This is a genomic window from Natrarchaeobaculum sulfurireducens (assembly GCF_003430825.1).
GTDB classification, from domain to species: Archaea; Halobacteriota; Halobacteria; order Halobacteriales; family Natrialbaceae; genus Natrarchaeobaculum; species Natrarchaeobaculum sulfurireducens.
This window is the reverse complement of record NZ_CP024047.1, coordinates 2,942,130-2,960,129: the sequence shown is the minus strand read 5'-3', so window position 1 is coordinate 2,960,129 and position 18,000 is coordinate 2,942,130. Positions and strand designations below refer to the sequence as shown.

Genomic DNA, 18,000 nt, shown 5'->3' with positions numbered 1-18,000 from the left:
TTCACTCGTACTCGATCGTCGCCGGCGGTTTGTGCGTCACGTCGTAGACGACGCGGGCGACGTTCTCGTTGGTGCCCGTGATCCGCGATTGGATGCGCTGGAGGGTCTCCCAGTCGATCTCTTGGGCGCGAGCGGTCATGCCGTCACGGGAGTCGACCGATCGAACCGAGACGATCCAGCCATGGACGCGGTTGTCACCCTTGACGCCCGTCGCCTTACCGATCACCGCAGCGAGGGCCTGCCAGGGCTCGTACTCCTCGAGTTCCTCCTCGACGACGTGACAGGCTTCGCGGGCGACCTCGAGTTTCTCCTCGGTGACCTCGCCGATGACCCGAACTGCCAGGCCGGGGCCGGGGAACGGCATCCGCTCGGCGACGATCTCCTCGAGTCCGAGGTGTCGGGCGACTTCTCGCACTTCGTCTTTGTAGAGGTCGCGGACGGGTTCGACGATGCCCTCGAAGTCGACGACGTCCGGGAGGCCACCCACGTTGTGGTGGGATTTGATCCCGCCTTCGCTCTCGATCCGGTCTGGGTAGATCGTCCCCTGGACGAGGAAGTCGGCGTCGGCGTCTTTCGCTTCGCGTTCGAACTCGCGGATGAACTGCTCGCCGATTACCGCGCGCTTCTCTTCGGGGTCGGTAACGCCGGAGAGGGCCTCGAGAAATCGGTCCGTGGCGTCGACGACGCGCAGCGACTCCATGTAGTCGAACGTCTCTTCGATCTGTGCGGTCTCGCCTTTGCGCATTAGGCCAGTATCGACGTAAACCGGGGTGAGCCGGTCGCCAATAGCCTCATAGGCCAGCGCGGCGGCGACGCTCGAGTCGACGCCACCCGAAAGGGCGATGACGGCGTTTGCGTCGCCGATTTCGTCTTCGATCTCTGCGACTGCATCTGGAACGAACGTCTCTGTTTCTACCATCAGTGGGATACCTCAGTTTCGGTTTCAGTTTCGGTGGTCGACTCGTCTTCGCCAGTGTCGGCCGTCGCTCGCTCGACAACCGCTTCGACGAGCCCCAAAAACGGCGGACTCGGCTGGCCAGGCCGAGAGGTGTACTCGGGATGGAACTGCGTCCCGAGGAAGTACGGGTGGCCCTCGAGTTCGAGGATCTCCATCCGGTTGCCGGCGGTGCCCGAGAACGTCAACGGTTCGTCTTCGAACTGTTCGAAGTACTCGGGGTTGACCTCGTAGCGGTGACGGTGGCGTTCCGTACACGAGGTGTCGTCGTACAGCTCGTAGGCGAGCGTCTCCGGCTCGATAACCGTCGTGTGCTCGCCCAGTCGCATCGTCCCGCCCATGTTCTCGACTTCGTACTGTTCGGGCAGGATGTCGATGACGGGATGGCACGTCTCTTCGTCCATCTCCGCTGAATGGGCCCCCTCGAGACCCAGCACGTTCCGGGCGTACTCGACGACGGCCATCTGGAAGCCAAGACAGAGACCGAGGAAGGGAACGTCGTTCTCACGAGCGTATCGGACGGCCTCGATCTTTCCTTCCGTCCCGCGCATGCCGAAGCCACCGGGGACGACGATCCCGTCGACACCCTCGAGCTGGCCGTCGTGGCCGTCTGCGAGGTCGTCGGCGAAGACCCACTCGACGTTGACGTCGACGCCGACCTCGAAGCCCGCGTGCTTGAGCGACTCGTGGATCGACATGTAGGCGTCTTCTAAGTCGTACTTTCCGACGAGCGCGACGTCGACTTCGCCGTCTTTCTCGGTGGTAACGATCTCTCGCCACTCGTTCGTTCGCTCCTCGGCCGAGAGCGCCCGGTCGTCGAGGCCGAATCGCTCGAGGACGAACTGGTCGAGCCCTTCCGACTCGACCATCAGCGGGACGTGATAGACGTCGTCGACGTCGGGATTCGAGAACACCGCTTCGGTTGGAATGTCACAGAACAGCGCGATCTTCTCTTTGGTCTCCGGGTCGAGCCGGTCTTCACAGCGACCGACGATGACGTCGGGCTGGAGGCCAATCGAGCGCACTTCCTTGACGCTGTGTTGTGTGGGTTTGGTCTTCTGTTCGCCGTTTTTGGAGTACGGAACCATCGTGACGTGGACGAACAGGACGTCGTCTTCGTCTTCTTCGTGGGCGAACTGGCGTAACGACTCGAGATAGGGCATCCCTTCGATGTCACCGACCGTGCCGCCGACCTCGACGATGCAGACGTCCGTTCCGTCGGCGGCTTCGCGGATGCGACGTTTGATGTCGTCCGTAATGTGCGGGATGATCTGGACGGTCTTCCCGAGGTAGTCACCAGCGCGCTCTGACTCGATGACGTGCTGGTAGGTCTTCCCCGTCGTGACGTTGTGATCTGAGGTCATATCGATGTCGAGGAACCGCTCGTAGTTCCCCAGGTCGAGGTCGACCTCGCCACCGTCTTTCAGGACGTAGACCTCCCCGTGCTGATAGGGATTCATCGTCCCAGCGTCGACGTTCAGGTACGGATCGATCTTGACGGCAGTCACGTCGAACCCGGCGTTTTTCAGGAGTCGGCCGGTGCTCGCGGCCGTGATTCCCTTTCCGAGTCCCGACATGACGCCGCCGGTGACGAAGATGAACTTGTTCCCCAATGAGGGGTCATAATCAGTGTCCGATTCCGTCGGCATACCGAGTGTCCGCGTGAGCAGTTGAAAACGATTTCGGGACCGGACCGTCTCCGACAGGAGTTGTCATTCGAGCTGAGACGACACTCCTCGAGCGGATCAACGGCCTCGTGAGCCGAGTCAGTCACTCGAGGGCCCCGCTCAGGAACCGTCATCCGATGTCGTCAGCTCGTCGGATGACCGGCTACCCCGTCTCGAGAGGAGATACCACTGCGGAATCGCGAGCCCGGCCAACAGCCCGGTCAGGAGAAAAAAGGTCATCCTCGCGTCGACCGCCAGGCTGTAGATCGACCCGACTCCGAGCCCGACGTAGACGCCAGCCAACACCCACCCGAGCTGTTTCACAACCAAACTGTCCGTTCCGATCCGATAAGGGCTGTGGCCGAACGGACTCGAAGCAATCGATGGCCGAAGTAGCGACCGGCAGCGGCGGGGCCGGACTGACCGTTACTTGCCCCAGAACGGATCGCGTTTGCGCTGTTTCTCGAGGTACATGTTCAGCGCCTCGAGTTCGTCGCCGGGGATCTCACTGGTCAGCTCCTGTTCGAGGATTTTCGCGTGCTTTTCGGGGATTTCGGCCCAGAGGACGTCGTCCTCTTCGATCTGTCTGCCGACGGTCGGGCCGTCGATTGCGACCGAGACGCGGTCGCCCGCGCGAGCTTCGTCGACGTCTTCGCCCTGATCCTGGATGCCTTTGACCTGGCCGACGCGGTCGGGGTCGTTCCCTTCGAATTTCACGACGGTGTTGTTGTTCTGGAGCGTGCCGGCGTACAGTTCGACGCCGACGACCGCCGGATCGTTCTGACGGAACGTATGATCGGGCAGGATGCGAAACCGGGCGGGTCGGGTGATGTTCTCGAGGATGGTGTCCTGTTGGGCGCGTTCGATTCCTTCGACGTACTCCTCGTACTCCTCGATAAGCTGATAGATAACCTCGTCGGAGAAGATCGTCACGTCGTCGATCTCGGCTCGCCCGCTGGCGTCGCCGAGGACGTCGACGTTGAATCCGAGGATGGCGCGCTGTTTCGGTTCATCGGCCGTCGAGGCAACCGACACGTCACGTGGTGCGATGTCACCGACTTCCGCACGAACGATCGGGACCTCGGCTTCCTCGAGGGCGTCGGCCATCGCCTCGAGGCTGCCTAAGGTGTCGGCTTTGACGACGACGCCTTGCTCGGCGGTGTCGACGGCGATGTCCGCGAGTTCGGCCTCGACTTCGGTGACGACCTCCTCGAGGGCGCGGTTGCGGACGACCCGGACCGGCGCACCGGCCATCGCGTCGTCGAGGTCGGGGGCGGCGACTTTGATCCCCGCGGCAGCGCCGACCTCGTCGACTTTCTCGAACCGACTCTCGGTTCGGATCTCCGCGAGCGGTCGAGGCTGGAGCAAGGCGCGAACGTCGGTGACGAGGGGGTCGTTCTGGCCGCCGACGACGATCTGATCGTCGGCTTTGATAGTCCCGTCGTAGAGCACCATGTCGACCGTCGTTCCGAACCCTTTCTCGTCTTTGACCTCGAGGACCGTGCCGACGCCGGGTCCGGCGACGTCGATCTCCATCTCCTCTTTCATGTACCGCTGTGAGAGCCCCATCATGACCGCAAGCAGGTCCGGGACGCCCTCGCCGGTCATCGCCGAGACGGGGACGACGCCGACGTTTCGCTGGAAGTTCTGTACCCGCCAGTAGAGGTCGGCGGAGAAGCCCTCGTCGGAGAGGTTCCCGATGATCTGATAGAGACTTTCGTCGAGTCGGCCCGTCACCCGATCGGACTGGGACTCGTACGTCGCGGTGATGGGGGTATCCTCGTTCGGGTTCCAGCCGGGAACGGTGTCGATTTTGTTCGCGGCGACGATAAAGGGGGTCTGAGACCGTTTGAGGATGTCCAGGGCCTCGAGCGTCTGGGGCTGGAAGCCGTCGTTGACGTCGACGACGAGGATCGCGATGTCTGCGAGCGCGCCACCGCGGGAGCGAAGCGTCGTAAAGGAGTGGTGGCCCGGCGTATCGATGAAGAGCAATCCGGGAAGGTCGAAATCGTCCGGGTTAACGAGCTCGCCAGCGATCGACGAGACGACGTCGAGGGGGACGGCCGTCGCGCCGATGTGCTGGGTAATCGCACCTGCTTCACCCTCGATCACCGCGGAGCCGCGGATCTTATCGAGGAGACTTGTCTTACCGTGATCGACGTGTCCGAGGACGGCGACGATCGGGGTCCTGAGAGATGTGGGGTCGCGAGTGTCCGTATCCGACATGATGAACCACCGAGAAGGTCTTGTATAGAGGGTCCGCAGGACGGTAGTTAAACCCATCGTCATCCGTGTTGTTCCGCTTCGGCGTACCCGTGGCAGGCACTCAACCACTTTCGAACTCGAGCGATGGACGCGAACGTTCAGCGTGTGTACCGACTGCTGGCCGCTCGAGAGCACCCGAACTGGGTCGGTCGAACCGCAGCGAGCTGGGTCGGTCGAGATCCGGACAAAACCGACTCGATGACGGCTCGTTGTAGCGTCCCCGTGGTTTTTAATACCGACTAGTCAGTACGGGGTAGCATGAGCAACATACTCGCGGAGAACCTCTCGGATAAATCCGTCATGGGCTCGGACGGGACCGAGCTGGGATTGCTTCACAACATCACCATGGACCTCAAATCCGGTAAACTCCACGATCTCGTCGTCGACCCGCACGAAGACGTCCCGACGCACACCGTCGATTTCGACGTCGACGACCGAGGCCGATTTCTCGTTCCCGTCAACCGCGTTCAGGCGGTCAAAGACTACATCGTCGTCAAGCGCTAACGGTATGTACGTTCTCGACTCCTCGGCTTTTATCCACGACTTCCACACGACAGAACAGACTGCGACGATCCCGCTCGTCCGCGAGGAACTCGAAGACGAGAGCGCCTATCGCTACGACGCGATGGAAGGCTCCGGGATGTACGTCCACATTCCCAACGACGATACCACCGAGAAGGTACAGCGTGCAGCCCGCGAATCCGGCGACCTCGAGGTGCTATCCGAGACCGACGTTCGGCTCATCGCCGCGAGTTTCGAACTCGACGCCACGCTCGTCACCGACGATTACGCGATGCAGAACGTCGCCGAGAAACTCACCGTCGACGTCGAGGTCATCGCCCGTGAGGGCATCGACGAACAGCGCAACTGGCACTACCAGTGTCAGGGCTGTGGCCGGGAGTTCGACGAGCAGAAAGACCGCTGTCCGATCTGCGGTACGGAACTCGCCCGGAAGAACCCACAGTAGTTGCCGCGAGGCCCGCTTTCGACTTTCAGTGGCAGGTCGTCTCGATCAGACGACGTAGAGCATCGCAAACTGGATCGCGTTGAACATCCCGTGGATCACCGCCGGAACGACCAGATTCTCCGTTCGCTCGTAGATCACGCCGAGCACGAGCGACAGGGCGAAGATCATCACCAGGCTCGCGAGCACCTGTCCGGGACCGTCGGTCGCGTACGCCAGGACGTGGACGAACGCGAAGACGACGCTCGCGACGACGACCGCCCCGTATCGCGAGAACGTCTCGTACAGCGACTTCTGGATGACGTTGCGGTAGAGCAATTCCTCGAACGGGCCGACGAACAACAGCATCGCCGGGATGATGACGATGAGTAACTCGGGGTTCTGTTCGGCCTCTTCGACGGTTCCGTGACCCGCCGTTTCGACGCCCGTGGCGGCCATCAGAAACGAAGCGCCGACGAGAATCCCGAACAGGACGATCAGGCCGCCGACCGTCCAGAGCACCGTCCGAACCGTCGGCACCTCGAGGTCGATGTACGACAGGCCGTAGCCACGAAAACGCAGGTAACCGATCGCGACCGAGCCGAGCCCGACCGCGAACGAGAGGTACGTAAGCACCATCCACTGGAGCTCCGAGAGCGATCCCAGGAGGAAGATTGCGGGCGACGCAAGGAGCACCTGTGCGATGAACATCGCGATCAGTCCGATCGATCCGACGGCGAGCATCTCGAGGAACTGTACCGTCCGTCGTTTCAGCCCGGAGTTGGAGATCCCTGCGTAGTCGGCGACGCCGACGGCGACGACGCCTGCACCGACGAGAAACGCCGTGAATACGAGCGAGATCGACCACTCGAGTCCCGGAACGACGATCGAGCCGAGGACCCCCTGGTTGATCGCGTACCCTGCAGAGAGGACGACGAGCACGCCGGAGCCAGCCGCGAGCGGCCCGCCGATCCGTCGCTCGACGACCCCGTACCGCCGCGAGAGGAAGGTGACGGTGGCGAGCAACGCGAAGCCGGCGGCCAGCCAGATGGCAGGCTCGTCGACGCCCCGGCGAACCGGGACGGCAGCAGCAGCAAGCGTCGCTGCCGAAAGTGAGAGTCCGATCGCGAGAACGACGTCTGACCCGAGCGTCGTGTCGTCGCCCTGCCTCGTCGCTGTCATTAGGCTGGTATTCTCCTCGAGACTGATATGGACACCGTTTGTGGGTGCGCAACTCCGACGGTGTCTGTCGGCCAGCGTCCGGAGCCGCTACCGTTCGACGCGCAGTTCGGTCTTCGCCGCGACGGCCTCGGCTTCCTCGAACTCGCCGCCGCCGAGGAGACCGCGGGTCGCGTTCTTCGCCCACTCGACGGCTGGCTGTTCGAACGTGTTCACGCCGTAGAGTTCGCCCGCGAGCACGCAGGCGGCTTCCATTCCGTAGAGGAGTCCGCCGAGTTCGGCGGCGTCGACGCGCTCGAGTTCGATCCGGACGTTCGGCTGGCCTGCGGCGGCGAGGCTGGCCTCGGTGGCCGAAAACTCCGCCTCGAGCAACTCGCCGAGTGTCGCGTCGCCGAGGTACGCGAGGTCCTCGACGTCGGTGTCGGGGATCGATCGGTCCGCGCGTGCTTGCGGGGTGACGAACGTAACGAGTTTGTCACGCGGCCCCGCCCGGTACAGCTGGAGCTGTGAGTGCTGGTCGGTCGCACCCAGGGCGCGAACCGGCGTCTGGCCGAGGTCGTCTTTGCCCAGGCTCTCGGCCCACAGCTGGGCGAACCACTCGGCGAACGTCTCGAGCGACTCGGCGTACGGCATCATCGCGTTGATCCCGGCCCCGCGGCCGTCGAGTGCGTAGGCCGTCGCGCCGTAGGCGTAGGCCGGACACTCGAACAGCGAGCCGGTCAGACTCTTGCGTTCGGCGTCCGCCCCTTCGAGAATAGCCTCGATATCGAGGTCGCAGACGGCGGCGGCGACCAGCCCGACGGCCGATAGCGCGGCGTACCGTCCGGGGACGCCGTCTGGCACGGCCAGGGAGGGCAGGTCGTGGCGGTCGGCCAGCTCACGGAGTGGGCCGGACTCGCCCGTGGTAACGATCGTCCGTTCGGTCCAGTCGACGCCTGCGGAGTCGAACGCCTCGCGGACGACGAGGAAGTTCGCCAGCGTCTCTGCGGTCATTCCCGAGCGTGAGACGACGTTGATCGCTGTCTCGGAGAGCGTAAGTCCCTCGAGTCGACGCGAGACCCACGCCGGATCGACGTTGTCGAGAAAGACGGTTTCGGTGCCGTCGCCCTGCGCTTCGAGGGCGTCGACGATCGTTGCCGCGCCGAGGGCACTCCCACCGATGCCGACCGTGACCAGCGTCTCGCAGTCGGCGACCGGCTCGACCGCCGTCCGGATCTCGTCGGGATCGGTCTTTTCCGGTAGATTCAGCGCTTCGTAGCCGTGTTCTCCATCCGCCATTCCGCGCTCGATTCGCTCGTGTGCAACGGCGACCTGCTCGTCTATACGCTCGAGGCCAGCTCTCGAGATGCCTGGCGAGGCGACCGACGAAAGCGCGTTACCGATATCGACGTTCATGCTCGTGTGGGCGAGCGCCCGGACTAAAGCCGTTTTGTCATGCCCGGCGGAGCGTCGACTCGCCGTCGTGGTCGCTCGAAAAATCGATGTTCCCTCTCGGTTCCGTTTTCTGGAGGAGGCGACGGGCACAGACGGATTCCACCGAATTCGTTCCAGTGGGCACACATCCCGCTGCGTGCGCTCACCCGTATCCAGCCGTTGGAGTCCGTCTCAGGCGTCAGTCTCGATGATCTCAGGCTCTTCGACGGCGTCGACGTCGTCTACACGCCGCTGGAGCAGACAGCCAACGACGCCAGCGACGACCATTCCGGCCCCGACCGCTCGAGTGTGGCGAACGTACCACGGCCGTGGCTCGAGCTCGGAGACGTTCTCCAGACCGACGCTCCAGAGCTTCAGTGACGCCGAGAGGGCACGTTTCGGTGCCAGCATCGTAACGATCCCGTACAGTGTCGTCAACGCGTAACAGACTTTCAGGAGTGGTGAACCGGCCATACGGTGATGGATGGGCCAGCCCGACAAAAGTACACCTGTTGATCCCCACCAGTCGAGAGCCAAATCAGCGGCCGATCGAGTCTTGAAGCGTAATGTGGATGCGAAACGCCGAAACCGACCGACGACCTACGGCCGGCCATGACCGAAAAGACGGGTACGTTCGTCGTCACACACGCCGAATCCGAATCGGCCGTCGTCCGCGACGTCGAGACTGCACAGATCCACACGCTCGCGTCGAACCCCGGTCTCGAGCCCCACGACGTCCTCGAGGCGACCGTGACACCGGAGCCGCCGCTCGAGGTGACCTGGCAAGTCGTCGACGTCGACGGCCGCCGATCGATCGAACTGGTCGACAGCGACCTCGAGCCCACCCAGCACTCGAAGGCGCTCGCCGCCGATGCGGACGTCGGCGACCTCATCACCGAAGAGCGGGCCGGAACCGGCGAGATACACGTGTTCCGTGTCCCCAGAGAAGACGTCGACGCGGCCGCCCACGACGTTCTCGAGGACGACGAGACGATCGCGCGGGCTGCGCGTCTCGAGGCCGTCCGCGTCGAAGTGCGCCGATCGGCCGACGAGGGCGTATTGAGCGTTCGATACCTGCCGGATTGAGCCGAAGCGGCTGCCTCTGGGCACTCGGTTGTTACCCCTGAGTCGGGCCACCCTTACTCTGGACGCGCCAGCTTCCCTGGATACCGCAGGCCTCGCGGACGTCGTACTCGATCTCGGTGTCGTCGTCGATCACGGAACCGCCCTCGACCCGTTCGACGCGCAGCGGGACGTCGAGGGTGTTCCCACAGCAGCCAACGCCGACGAACTCCTCCCAGACGTCTCCTGCGTTCGCCTGCTTGCGAGTCTTGCGAAGGAACGCGCGAAACGACGGTTTTTCGACCTGGAAGCGTCCCCACTCCGAGAGGTCTTTGGGATATGATACCACAATTCGCTCGGCTGGCGGCGCTGGTGTTTCGTCGTCGATCGCGTCGCGTCGGTCGGTCTCTTGGCTCGATTCGCCCGTCATTACTGTGCTTACGCGCTCGAGCGGCAAGAAGGCCAGGTAAATTTCGATAATATTCTCGGGAAACATGCTGTAGAAATTGAGAAGGCTTACTTTGGGTGGCCGCCAGTGGTCGGATACATGGGGTATTTCGACGTACCGGAGGTAGAATACACCCGGTACAGCAACCGCCAACTCGCGGCGGTGCCACTTGCGGTCCTTGCGGTCGCACTGCTCGTGTTGAGCGGTTCGTTTCTGGTCTACGGCACGCCCGTCCAGCTGGGAATGGACTTCGCCGGTGGCGCCGAGTTGACGGTGCAGACGACGTCGTCCGAAGAAGAGATCCAGAACGCATTCGATGTTGAGCCGGACTCCATCCAGGCCGTTCAGGCTCCCGGAGTCGAGAATCAGTACACCGTCCAGTTCGCCGGTATCGAAGACAGCGAGGCCATCCAGGCGTTGACCGAGCAAGCCGAGACCAACCTCGAGGCCGACGGTGACGCCTCGGTCGTCCAGCAGGAGTCGACGGCCTCGCCGGCGTTCGCCGAACAAACGCAGCAGACTGCACTGCTCGGGCTCGCCGTGGCGTTTCTCGGGATGAGCGTCATCGCGTTCGTCCTGTTCCGGACGTTCGTTCCGTCGGTCGCCATCGTCGCTTCGGCGTTTTCGGATATCGTGATTCCGCTCGCGTTCATGTCGATCGTCGGGATCCAGCTTTCGCTGGGGACCGTCGCGGCACTGTTGATGTTGATCGGGTACTCGGTCGACTCGGACATCCTGTTGAACAACCACATCTTACGTCGGGAGGGTGACTTCTTCGAGAGCACCCACCGTGCGATGCAGACGGGGATCACGATGACGGTGACGTCGATGATGGCAATGCTCGTCATGGGCGTCACCGCGTACCTCTTCGGCGTCGAACTGCTGGCATCGATCGGGATCATCCTCTTCGTTGGCCTCGCAGCCGATCTGATGAACACCTATATGCTGAACCTGAGCATGCTTCGGTGGTACAAGTTCCACGGGGTGAGTCGCTGATGGGGGTGAAAGCCTTCCTCAAGGAGTACTGGCGGCTGATCATGATCGTCAGTTTCGTCGGCTTCGCGCTCGTCGCGCTGTTCATCCCCGGCGGAATCATCGCCGACGAGAGCATCGCCGACGACGACGCCCAGGTCGACGAAACGCTCACCAACCTCGAGTATGGCCTCGGACTCGACGGCGGCTCGCGCGTCGCTGCGCCACCGGTCGGCATCATGGCCGACAACCTCGAGATCGAACCCGGTGACGAACACGAGGTCGAGTCGGTAGTCCTCGAGTACGACTACGACGAGGCCGACCTCGAAGCGGCCGACACGCGGGTCCGGTACGACGAGGACAACGACCGATTCACCGCCGAAATCTTCAGCGAAGACGTCTCCCACGCCGAGTTCGCCGATGCGTTACAGGAGGCCGGACTCGAGGTTACCGAAGGCGATATCGAAGACGGCGTCACCCAGCAGACACGCGACGAGATTATCGAGACGATCGACCTGCGGATCAACGAAGGCGGCCTCGACGGCGGGCAGGTCTACCAGGAGGCGACCATCGGTGGCCAGTATTACATCGTCACCGAGGTTCCCGGCATGGACCCCGACGAGCTCCGGGATCTGTTGACCGAGCGCGGAGACGTCCGAATCGTCGCGTACCACCCTGATGACGACGGTAACCAGACCAACACGACCGTCCTCCAGAACGAGGAGATCGCCGATCCGGGCTCCGCTTCCTACGACGACCAGCAGGGCCAACACTACGTCCCCATCTCGGTCGACGACACCGAAGGCGAGGACGGGACGTCTCCTGCCCACGAGTACCAGTCGTCGATGAGCGAACTCGGCTTCACCGGGGAAGGGATGGGCCAGTGTACCATCCACGACCGCGAAGCCGGGCAGTTCGACTTCGACCCTGACGATCCACAGTGGTGTCTGCTCACCGTCGTTGACGACGACGTAGTCGACGCACACAGCATGAGCCAGGACCTCGGTGGGAGCATGGAATCCGGCGAGTGGGTCAACAGCCCGTCGTTCCGGATGATCGTCCCGACCCAGCAGGACGCCTACCAGCTCTCGGTCAACCTGAACTCCGGGGCGCTGACTGCGCCGCTCGATTTCAGTCAGGAACAGACCTACTCGCTCCAGCCCGCACTCGCTGACCAGTTCAAGGTCTACTCGCTGATTATCGGCGCGTTCTCGATTCTGACCGTCGCCGGGATGATCTTCCTGCGGTATCGGAACCCGAAAGTCGCCGTGCCGATGATCCTCACCGCGTCGGCGGAGGTCGTCATCCTGCTCGGCTTCGCGGCGCTGATACGCATGCCGCTCGACCTCTCGCACGTCGCCGGGTTCATCGCGGTCGTCGGTACCGGGGTCGACGACCTCGTGATCATCGCCGACGAGGTGATGGACGACGGCGAGGTGAACTCGAGGCGGGTGTTCGAATCCCGCTTCCGCAAGGCGTTCTGGATCATCGGCGCCGCGGCGGCGACGACGATCATCGCGCTCTCGCCGCTGGCCGTCCTGAGTCTGGGCGACTTGCGCGGGTTCGCCATCATCACGATCCTCGGTGTGCTGATCGGCGTGCTCGTCACCCGCCCGGCCTACGGGGACATCCTGCAGCGTCTGCTGACGGACAAGTAACCGTTCGATCCGTTTTGCTTTCACGCCGTTTTCGCGACCGTTCCCCTCGAGCGACGAGTTTCTAACTCACTCTTCGGATCGCTCGTCTTCGCCCGCCGAAGATGGCTCGTACCAGTGCAACCCGTACCACTTCAGCCCAAAAACCAGGCCGATAAGCACCACGAACAGCAGTACGGCGATCGCCTCGGCCATACGAACCGATCCGATACCGCTATCCGTAACAGTGTGGCATGGCGGCCGGATCGCGCTGTTATCAGAACTGTCCGAGCTCCGTCTGCTGGGCGGCCGCGAGGACGTCCCGGCACGTGGACCACGACTCGCGGGCGCAGGCGGGTAACTCGCCGTGGCCGTCGACGTAGGACTCGAGGAACTCCCGCGTGGCCGGGTCGCTCGGATAGCCGCTGCCGACCTCGCCGTACTTCTCGCCGAGTCGGGCGACGTGAGCGTCGCGTTCGACCTTCGCGACGATGCTCGCTGCGCCGACGATCGGTGACTCGTCGTCTGCGCCGTGGTGGGCGTCGATCTCGAGGGGGATGTCGGTTCGCTTCGCACAGGCCTCGTGCACCCGCTGGGCGAACCGCTCGGCGTCGGTGTCGCAGGCGTCACAGAGCCCGGAGACCGATCGTGTGGACTCGAGCCCACCGACGGCGTCCGCGATCGCCTCGGCGTGGGCGGCGACCGCGAGCGAGTTCATGTCCGTCTCCGGGTCGTCGATCCGTGCGACCGTGATCTCGGCGACGCCGACGGCGATCCGGTCGTCCTCACACAGCGTCGCGGCGAGGTCCTCGCGGCGGGCGGGTGTGAGTCGCTTCGAGTCGGCGATCCCCGCCGGGAGCGCGTCCGGGTCGTCACAGTATACGGCTGCGGCGAACATCGATCCGAGCACCGGACCCTTTCCGGCTTCGTCGACGCCGAGTGGCATGGCTCGAGGATCCGTGGCTGACGGCTAAACCGTTGCGTTACCGATGCGGTCGTCTGGACCCCAGCCGACGAACTCGCCGCCGTCGATTGTCAGCGCTCGCTCGTACGTCGAGAGGTCGCTGGCGTTTCACAGCGCGGTTCCGTCTATTAGCTGCCCGCTGTGTCCTCGCGCGGGTCGTCCCGGAAGTAGGCCTCGAGTTCGAACGGCTCGTCCTCGCCTTCGACACCAGTGACGTCGAGCGCCGTCACCTCGGCGTCGGTCTCGAGCAGGCCGGCGAGACTCGGCTCGGTTCGGCCCTCGTCGCCGCTGATTAGTTCTTTGATGTAGAGTCCGCCCTCGCCGTGAACGCGGACCTCCGCGCTGGTGGGCTCGAGCAGGTCGCCGTCGATCCCGTAGACGGTTCGCTCGCGAGTGAGGTTCGCCCGCCGGTGGTCGACCCGCTGGGGGGTGTACTGTTCGACGGTCGTTCCGTCGAGTTCCTCGAGTGCGCTCTTGAGGGTACTTTCGTCGACTGGGTCACCGAACGCGACGTCGGCACGGTAGCCCTTGCTCGCATCGTGTTCTTTGACCCGTTCGACCATCTCGTAGGTGGCGAGTCGCAGCCCGTCGACCTCGACGCCGCCGGCCGCGTCGTTGATCGCCCGCTCGAGTTCGACCGGGTCGGGATCGCGTCGCTGTGGGCGTTTCACCTCGAGGACGAACGGGCGCCCCTCGCCGAGCATCCGGGCATCGACGTCCTCTCGCCCGGCGCCGTGGAATTTCCCCTCGTCGCCGTCCATCGCCTCGACGACGTGGGGCCTGACGGTCTGTTCGACGCTGGTGTCGTACATGTAGCCCGAGCCGCCACAGTATTCACAGGGCTCCTCGCCGTCGTCGCCGAGTTGCGCCCCGCTGCCGCCACACTCCCTGCAGGGCCACTCTGTCTGTGGAATATCTCGTTCGATCTTGCGGTAGCGCCCGTAGACGAACGCCGGGTTGACCTGGACGTCGACCGCGTGGCTCGTTACGGTCTCTGACTCGAGGGCCTCGAGCGGGTCGAACGCTTCGAGGTCGACCACGGCGAGTACGTCAGGCCGATCGAAATCGACCTCGGCACCTGTCTTCGAGCCAACGCGACGACCCACCTCTCGGTTCAGTTCGCGTTTGACCGACTCGCCGACGTCGGGTTCGAGCCCGGCGTCCTCTCGGGCCAGGCGTTCGTTCTCCTCGACCAGCGGCGGGACACGGGTACCGACCTGGTAGGTTTCGAAGTGGGTTCCCTCGAGTTCGCCGACGATGGCGTCTGCGATGGCATCGGCGGTACCACAGTATCCCTCACAGACCCAGCAGTCCGCAGGGCCATCGGGGTCGAAATCGTCGTCGTCGTCCAGTGCGACGGCGGTACGCAGCGCCCGGCCGCGTTCGCCGTTTGTCAGGCCGAAACTCCGCTCGGCGAAGGGGCTGCCGAGACAGGAATCACAGACCGGCCCCGTCGCGAGCATCGCGCGGGCGTCGTCCAGAACGGTCATATCGCGTGAGTCGGGGCGGCTGTCGTAACACGTTTTCCCTTTGCGGGCGCTAACGCGCGGATTCCGGGAACGATATCGGTTTCAGACGTCGATCTCGTCCATCGTCCGCTCGAGGTCGTCGATCGTTCCGTCGATCGCCGTGACGCGTTCGAACTGCTCGTCGACCGCATCGACGATCTCGGTGAGCGCTTCGACGAGTCGGTCCGATGCTTCGGCGGCGTTCTCGGCCATCGACGCGGCCTCGAGTTCTACCAGCGTCGCGTACGTCTCCGTCCGTCGTCTACGTCTCCTCTCGAGGCTCATCTTGTCTACTCGATCGAGAGCAGTCGCTGTCAGGGAAAGTAGCTACTGGCCACGCCGCCGTCAGTGCGGTCCGGCCTCGTTCTCACATTCGAGAGCCGTCGACCTTCTCGGGGGGTTCGAAGTCGGTCGTCAGCTCGAGCAACTGCACCAGGATACGGCCGGTCGCGCCCCAGACGGTGTAGCCGTCGACGTGGAAGTAGTGGACGACGATGTCGCCGTAGTAGGGGTGATCGCGTCGCTCGTACTCGAAGTTATCTGGATCGAGCAGCCCCGACAGCGGCAGAGTGACGATCTCGGCAACCTCGCTGTCGTCGCGTTCGTACTCGCGGTCGGGAACGTGAGCGACGAACGGCGTCACGGCGTACTCCGTGACCGTTCGAATGTCGTCGAGTTGGCCGACAACCTCGGCCTCATCGGGCTCGAGCCCGATCTCTTCGCTGGCCTCACGAAGTGCGGTCGCGAGGAGCGTGTCGTCCGTCGGTTCGGCTCCACCACCGGGAAAACTCATCTGGCCGGGGTGTTCGCCGAGGTGGTCGGCTCGGCGGGTAAACAGCAGGTGGTCCTCGCCGTCACGGTCGACGATCGGCGCGAGCACGGCCGCGTCGTATGGCTGATCGTCGATTCCAGTGGGGTCGTGTTCAACGACGGGCTCGAGGGTCATTCGGACCATCTCACTCGAGTGCCTCCGTCAGTCGGTCGCGTTCGGTCGCGAGGTCGATCGGTGCCCACGCCTCGAGGTCGTAGCTGACGTCGAGCAGTCGCTCACAGCGGTCGGCATCGCCGGCGTCGATGGCGGCCGTCACGTCGGCGACGAACTGCTCGCGGGCCGTCTCGCCGAGAGCGTTACGATTCGGCCGACGGGGTTCGACGTCCAGAATGTGTGGCACGTCCTCTGCAGCGTCGGGAACGATCGGAAACGCCGTCGGGCCAGCCACCAGCAGCTCCGACTCACTCCCTCCGTCGGTTCGTCCGTCAGCCATGTCGCTTCCCACCGACTCGCCGTCGGCCGCCTCCGGCTCGTAGGCGACGAGCGCGAACGACTCGAGGGCGTCCTCGACGCCCGTTTCGAGGACCGCCTCGTCGACGCTGGTCCCGTCGGCCCGAAACGCGGCCTCCGAAAGCGCACGCTCGAGTTCCGCCCGCGTCAGCCCGCCGAAGAGGTCGACGACGCCTGCCAGTTCGTCGGCGGTCACGTCCATACCCGGCCCAACGGGTGGTTCGCAGATAAAGATTGATAGGGAACTCGAGGTCGGGCTACCTCTCGGTTCGCCGGCCGAAATGGGTCCCAACCGTTCGGACGCGAAGCTGTCACCCCCGCCGTCGACGTGTCGATAGACGGGCACAGCGTCCCGTCTCAGTCTACTGATCCCGTCTCAACCCGTCCGTCCTGCCAGGGACGAGCCGCCTCGAGGACGTCCGCCGGCTCGAACGGCGCATCCGTCCACGGGGGCAGCCGCCGATCCGGACCCGGCGGGGAAATCGAGTCGGCGTATCGCTCGAGCTGACCTCGCTCGCTCTCGAGGTCGTACTCGAGGCCGTTGAACGCCGCGTCGGCCCGGTACTGGGCGAGCAGACGTTCGCCGGTTTCCAGATACCGTCGCGGGAGCGAGTCGTACGTCGGCTCGACGCCGCGCTGTTCGACGACCCGGAGCAGTTCCGCCGCGACCGTCCGGCTCATCCCCTCGAGTCCCGTCTCGCCGGCGACCACCCGGTGGTCGTGGACGTGTCGGCCGAGGTCGACCTGTGCGGTTCCCGCGAAGCCGGCGTGGTCGAACGCGTTGCCGAGCGTGCCGACCTCGAGGCCCCACGACCGCGGCGCCTGCAGCCGGCGTGTGAGGTCGGCGCTCGCGGCGAACTCGCCGGCCAGCGCGTAGCGAAACGACGAGAGATACTCGAGAATCGGCTCGTCGTGGACGGTTGCGAGCGTCTCGACGAGTGGCTCGTAGAACAGCCGGAACAGGCGACCGAACAGCCGGTTTCGCTCGACACGTGCGTAGTACCCCTTGGAGAACTCGAAGCCCGCATCCATCGCCAGGGGCGCGAGCAGCCGACGGACGTGGTCGGCCTCGTAGCTCCGGGCGTCGGCGTCGTGGACGACGACGGTCTCGGCGGCCGCCGCGGCAGGGCCCAGCGCGAGCCAGACGTCTCTCCCTTTGCCGTACTCGCCTGCCAGGCCCGCCTCTGCGAGCAGGTTGTCGACCCCGGGAGCGCCACACCAGAGGACGCACATCGGCAGTGAGAACGACTCGAGCCACTCGCGAAACGGCTCGATCCGGCCGGGGGCGGCACGAACGGGAACGTAGACCGCGGCGGGAGCGAGCGCCTCGAGTTCCGACAGGACACGTTCGGCGGCAGGACTCTCGCACTCCCGATCGGTCATCGGAACGACGATCGCCGTCTCGCCGACGCATCGCTCGAGATCATCTGTCTCGGTCGGGAGCCGCTCGTCACCGACGCCAGTCCCGGTCTGACCACCATCGACGCTGGTGCCGGTGAGGTCGTGGAGCGTCGCGATCCGCTCCTGTACGTACTCCATCGGCTGTGTCTTCGGCCGGATCGATAAAACGGCCACGACTCCGGCCAAGTAGACCGGGATGGCGTCGGCCGGTCCAGTTCATCGCTGCCCCCCAACTCGACACCGATACTGTCGAACAGTTGCTATCAACTCGCGTTGGCTGGTCGCGACAACCCCGGATAAAGCCCCG

At 64.3% G+C, this 18,000-nt stretch carries 20 protein-coding genes; 5 read left to right on the top strand and 15 right to left on the bottom strand.

Translation table 11 applies throughout. The features are described from left to right. Position 1 precedes the first annotated feature (1 nt). From guaA to infB, 4 genes are all read right to left on the bottom strand, one after another. Positions 2–919 (bottom strand): glutamine-hydrolyzing GMP synthase, encoded by a 918-nt coding sequence (gene guaA / locus AArc1_RS15640; RefSeq protein WP_117365247.1) that lies wholly within the window; start codon positions 917–919, stop codon positions 2–4. Further along, positions 919–2,604, bottom strand: a complete 1,686-nt coding sequence (gene pyrG / locus AArc1_RS15635) for a glutamine hydrolyzing CTP synthase (RefSeq protein WP_117365246.1) — start codon at positions 2,602–2,604, stop codon at positions 919–921. Before pyrG ends, guaA begins: the two co-directional genes overlap by 1 nt. A 138-nt stretch (positions 2,605–2,742) precedes the next feature. Continuing rightward, positions 2,743–2,946, bottom strand: coding sequence for a hypothetical protein (locus AArc1_RS15630; protein ID WP_117365245.1), 204 nt, complete (start codon positions 2,944–2,946; stop codon positions 2,743–2,745). A 102-nt stretch (positions 2,947–3,048) separates the two neighbouring features. Beyond that, positions 3,049–4,848 carry a translation initiation factor IF-2 gene (gene infB / locus AArc1_RS15625; RefSeq protein WP_117365244.1) on the bottom strand — a complete coding sequence of 600 codons (1,800 nt, stop codon included), beginning with the start codon at positions 4,846–4,848 and terminating at the stop codon, positions 3,049–3,051. Positions 4,849–5,145: 297 nt separating this feature from the next. Here infB and AArc1_RS15620 point away from each other — a divergent pair, with 297 nt between their 5' ends. Further along, a complete protein-coding gene (locus AArc1_RS15620; protein WP_117365243.1) occupies positions 5,146–5,391 on the top strand; it encodes a PRC-barrel domain-containing protein in 246 nt (81 codons plus the stop codon). 4 nt (positions 5,392–5,395) lie between these two features. Next, positions 5,396–5,854 carry an NOB1 family endonuclease gene (locus tag AArc1_RS15615; protein WP_117365242.1) on the top strand — a complete coding sequence of 153 codons (459 nt, stop codon included), beginning with the start codon at positions 5,396–5,398 and terminating at the stop codon, positions 5,852–5,854. Positions 5,855–5,899: 45 nt separating this feature from the next. Here the strand turns inward: AArc1_RS15615 and AArc1_RS15610 are convergent, their stop codons facing one another. The 3 genes from AArc1_RS15610 to AArc1_RS15600 form a co-directional block, all read right to left on the bottom strand. Further along, positions 5,900–7,012, bottom strand: a complete 1,113-nt coding sequence (locus tag AArc1_RS15610) for a CPBP family intramembrane glutamic endopeptidase (RefSeq protein ID WP_117365241.1) — start codon at positions 7,010–7,012, stop codon at positions 5,900–5,902. Between the two features lie 87 nt (positions 7,013–7,099). Continuing rightward, positions 7,100–8,404 (bottom strand): glucose-6-phosphate isomerase, encoded by a 1,305-nt coding sequence (locus AArc1_RS15605; protein WP_117365240.1) that lies wholly within the window; start codon positions 8,402–8,404, stop codon positions 7,100–7,102. A 210-nt stretch (positions 8,405–8,614) separates the two neighbouring features. Further along, complete coding sequence (locus AArc1_RS15600; protein WP_117365239.1) at positions 8,615–8,896, bottom strand: hypothetical protein; 282 nt, start codon at positions 8,894–8,896, stop codon at positions 8,615–8,617. Between the two features lie 138 nt (positions 8,897–9,034). Here AArc1_RS15600 and AArc1_RS15595 point away from each other — a divergent pair, with 138 nt between their 5' ends. Further along, complete coding sequence (locus tag AArc1_RS15595) at positions 9,035–9,508, top strand: DUF5812 family protein (protein WP_117365238.1); 474 nt, start codon at positions 9,035–9,037, stop codon at positions 9,506–9,508. A 31-nt stretch (positions 9,509–9,539) separates the two neighbouring features. Here AArc1_RS15595 and AArc1_RS15590 read toward each other — a convergent pair whose 3' ends face one another. Beyond that, positions 9,540–9,914, bottom strand: coding sequence for a hypothetical protein (locus AArc1_RS15590; RefSeq protein WP_117365237.1), 375 nt, complete (start codon positions 9,912–9,914; stop codon positions 9,540–9,542). 117 nt (positions 9,915–10,031) lie between these two features. Here AArc1_RS15590 and secF point away from each other — a divergent pair, with 117 nt between their 5' ends. Next, positions 10,032–10,928 carry a protein translocase subunit SecF gene (gene secF, locus AArc1_RS15585; RefSeq protein ID WP_117365236.1) on the top strand — a complete coding sequence of 299 codons (897 nt, stop codon included), beginning with the start codon at positions 10,032–10,034 and terminating at the stop codon, positions 10,926–10,928. Beyond that, positions 10,928–12,562 carry a preprotein translocase subunit SecD gene (locus tag AArc1_RS15580; RefSeq protein WP_117365235.1) on the top strand — a complete coding sequence of 545 codons (1,635 nt, stop codon included), beginning with the start codon at positions 10,928–10,930 and terminating at the stop codon, positions 12,560–12,562. Before secF ends, AArc1_RS15580 begins: the two co-directional genes overlap by 1 nt. A 66-nt stretch (positions 12,563–12,628) precedes the next feature. On the opposite strand, the gene AArc1_RS19560 is transcribed toward AArc1_RS15580, so the two are convergent. From AArc1_RS19560 to AArc1_RS15550, 7 genes are all read right to left on the bottom strand, one after another. Then, entirely contained in the window at positions 12,629–12,754 is a 126-nt protein-coding gene (locus tag AArc1_RS19560) for a hypothetical protein (protein ID WP_267130075.1), read from the bottom strand. A gap of 61 nt (positions 12,755–12,815) precedes the next feature. Continuing rightward, positions 12,816–13,484 (bottom strand): ribonuclease HII, encoded by a 669-nt coding sequence (rnhB, locus tag AArc1_RS15575; RefSeq protein WP_117365234.1) that lies wholly within the window; start codon positions 13,482–13,484, stop codon positions 12,816–12,818. Between the two features lie 146 nt (positions 13,485–13,630). Beyond that, complete coding sequence (locus AArc1_RS15570) at positions 13,631–14,992, bottom strand: tRNA pseudouridine(54/55) synthase Pus10 (RefSeq protein ID WP_117365233.1); 1,362 nt, start codon at positions 14,990–14,992, stop codon at positions 13,631–13,633. Between the two features lie 81 nt (positions 14,993–15,073). Continuing rightward, entirely contained in the window at positions 15,074–15,295 is a 222-nt protein-coding gene (locus AArc1_RS15565) for a hypothetical protein (protein WP_117365232.1), read from the bottom strand. Positions 15,296–15,377: 82 nt separating this feature from the next. Further along, entirely contained in the window at positions 15,378–15,965 is a 588-nt protein-coding gene (locus AArc1_RS15560; RefSeq protein ID WP_117365231.1) for an NUDIX hydrolase, read from the bottom strand. 1 nt (position 15,966) lies between these two features. Continuing rightward, on the bottom strand, positions 15,967–16,494 hold the full coding sequence (locus AArc1_RS15555) for a DUF7109 family protein (protein ID WP_117365230.1): 528 nt from the start codon (positions 16,492–16,494) through the stop codon (positions 15,967–15,969). A gap of 155 nt (positions 16,495–16,649) precedes the next feature. Further along, a complete protein-coding gene (locus AArc1_RS15550; RefSeq protein WP_117365229.1) occupies positions 16,650–17,831 on the bottom strand; it encodes a glycosyltransferase family protein in 1,182 nt (393 codons plus the stop codon). Positions 17,832–18,000 lie beyond the last annotated feature (169 nt).

Bases quoted from the DNA above. Each gene is read 5' to 3' on its own strand.
- AArc1_RS15565 (WP_117365232.1), bottom strand. From the start codon at position 15,295: ATGAGCCTCGAGAGGAGACGTAGACGACGGACGGAGACGTACGCGACG.
- pyrG (WP_117365246.1), bottom strand. From the start codon at position 2,604: ATGCCGACGGAATCGGACACTGATTATGACCCCTCATTGGGGAACAAG.
- AArc1_RS19560 (WP_267130075.1), bottom strand. From the start codon at position 12,754: ATGGCCGAGGCGATCGCCGTACTGCTGTTCGTGGTGCTTATCGGCCTG.
- rnhB (WP_117365234.1), bottom strand. From the start codon at position 13,484: ATGCCACTCGGCGTCGACGAAGCCGGAAAGGGTCCGGTGCTCGGATCG.
- AArc1_RS15615 (WP_117365242.1), top strand. From the start codon at position 5,396: ATGTACGTTCTCGACTCCTCGGCTTTTATCCACGACTTCCACACGACA.
- AArc1_RS15600 (WP_117365239.1), bottom strand. From the start codon at position 8,896: ATGGCCGGTTCACCACTCCTGAAAGTCTGTTACGCGTTGACGACACTG.
- secF (WP_117365236.1), top strand. From the start codon at position 10,032: ATGGGGTATTTCGACGTACCGGAGGTAGAATACACCCGGTACAGCAAC.
- AArc1_RS15595 (WP_117365238.1), top strand. From the start codon at position 9,035: ATGACCGAAAAGACGGGTACGTTCGTCGTCACACACGCCGAATCCGAA.
- AArc1_RS15555 (WP_117365230.1), bottom strand. From the start codon at position 16,494: ATGGACGTGACCGCCGACGAACTGGCAGGCGTCGTCGACCTCTTCGGC.
- AArc1_RS15590 (WP_117365237.1), bottom strand. From the start codon at position 9,914: ATGACGGGCGAATCGAGCCAAGAGACCGACCGACGCGACGCGATCGAC.
- infB (WP_117365244.1), bottom strand. From the start codon at position 4,848: ATGTCGGATACGGACACTCGCGACCCCACATCTCTCAGGACCCCGATC.
- AArc1_RS15620 (WP_117365243.1), top strand. From the start codon at position 5,146: ATGAGCAACATACTCGCGGAGAACCTCTCGGATAAATCCGTCATGGGC.
- AArc1_RS15560 (WP_117365231.1), bottom strand. From the start codon at position 15,965: ATGGTCCGAATGACCCTCGAGCCCGTCGTTGAACACGACCCCACTGGA.
- AArc1_RS15570 (WP_117365233.1), bottom strand. From the start codon at position 14,992: ATGACCGTTCTGGACGACGCCCGCGCGATGCTCGCGACGGGGCCGGTC.
- AArc1_RS15550 (WP_117365229.1), bottom strand. From the start codon at position 17,831: ATGGAGTACGTACAGGAGCGGATCGCGACGCTCCACGACCTCACCGGC.
- AArc1_RS15580 (WP_117365235.1), top strand. From the start codon at position 10,928: ATGGGGGTGAAAGCCTTCCTCAAGGAGTACTGGCGGCTGATCATGATC.
- guaA (WP_117365247.1), bottom strand. From the start codon at position 919: ATGGTAGAAACAGAGACGTTCGTTCCAGATGCAGTCGCAGAGATCGAA.
- AArc1_RS15605 (WP_117365240.1), bottom strand. From the start codon at position 8,404: ATGAACGTCGATATCGGTAACGCGCTTTCGTCGGTCGCCTCGCCAGGC.
- AArc1_RS15610 (WP_117365241.1), bottom strand. From the start codon at position 7,012: ATGACAGCGACGAGGCAGGGCGACGACACGACGCTCGGGTCAGACGTC.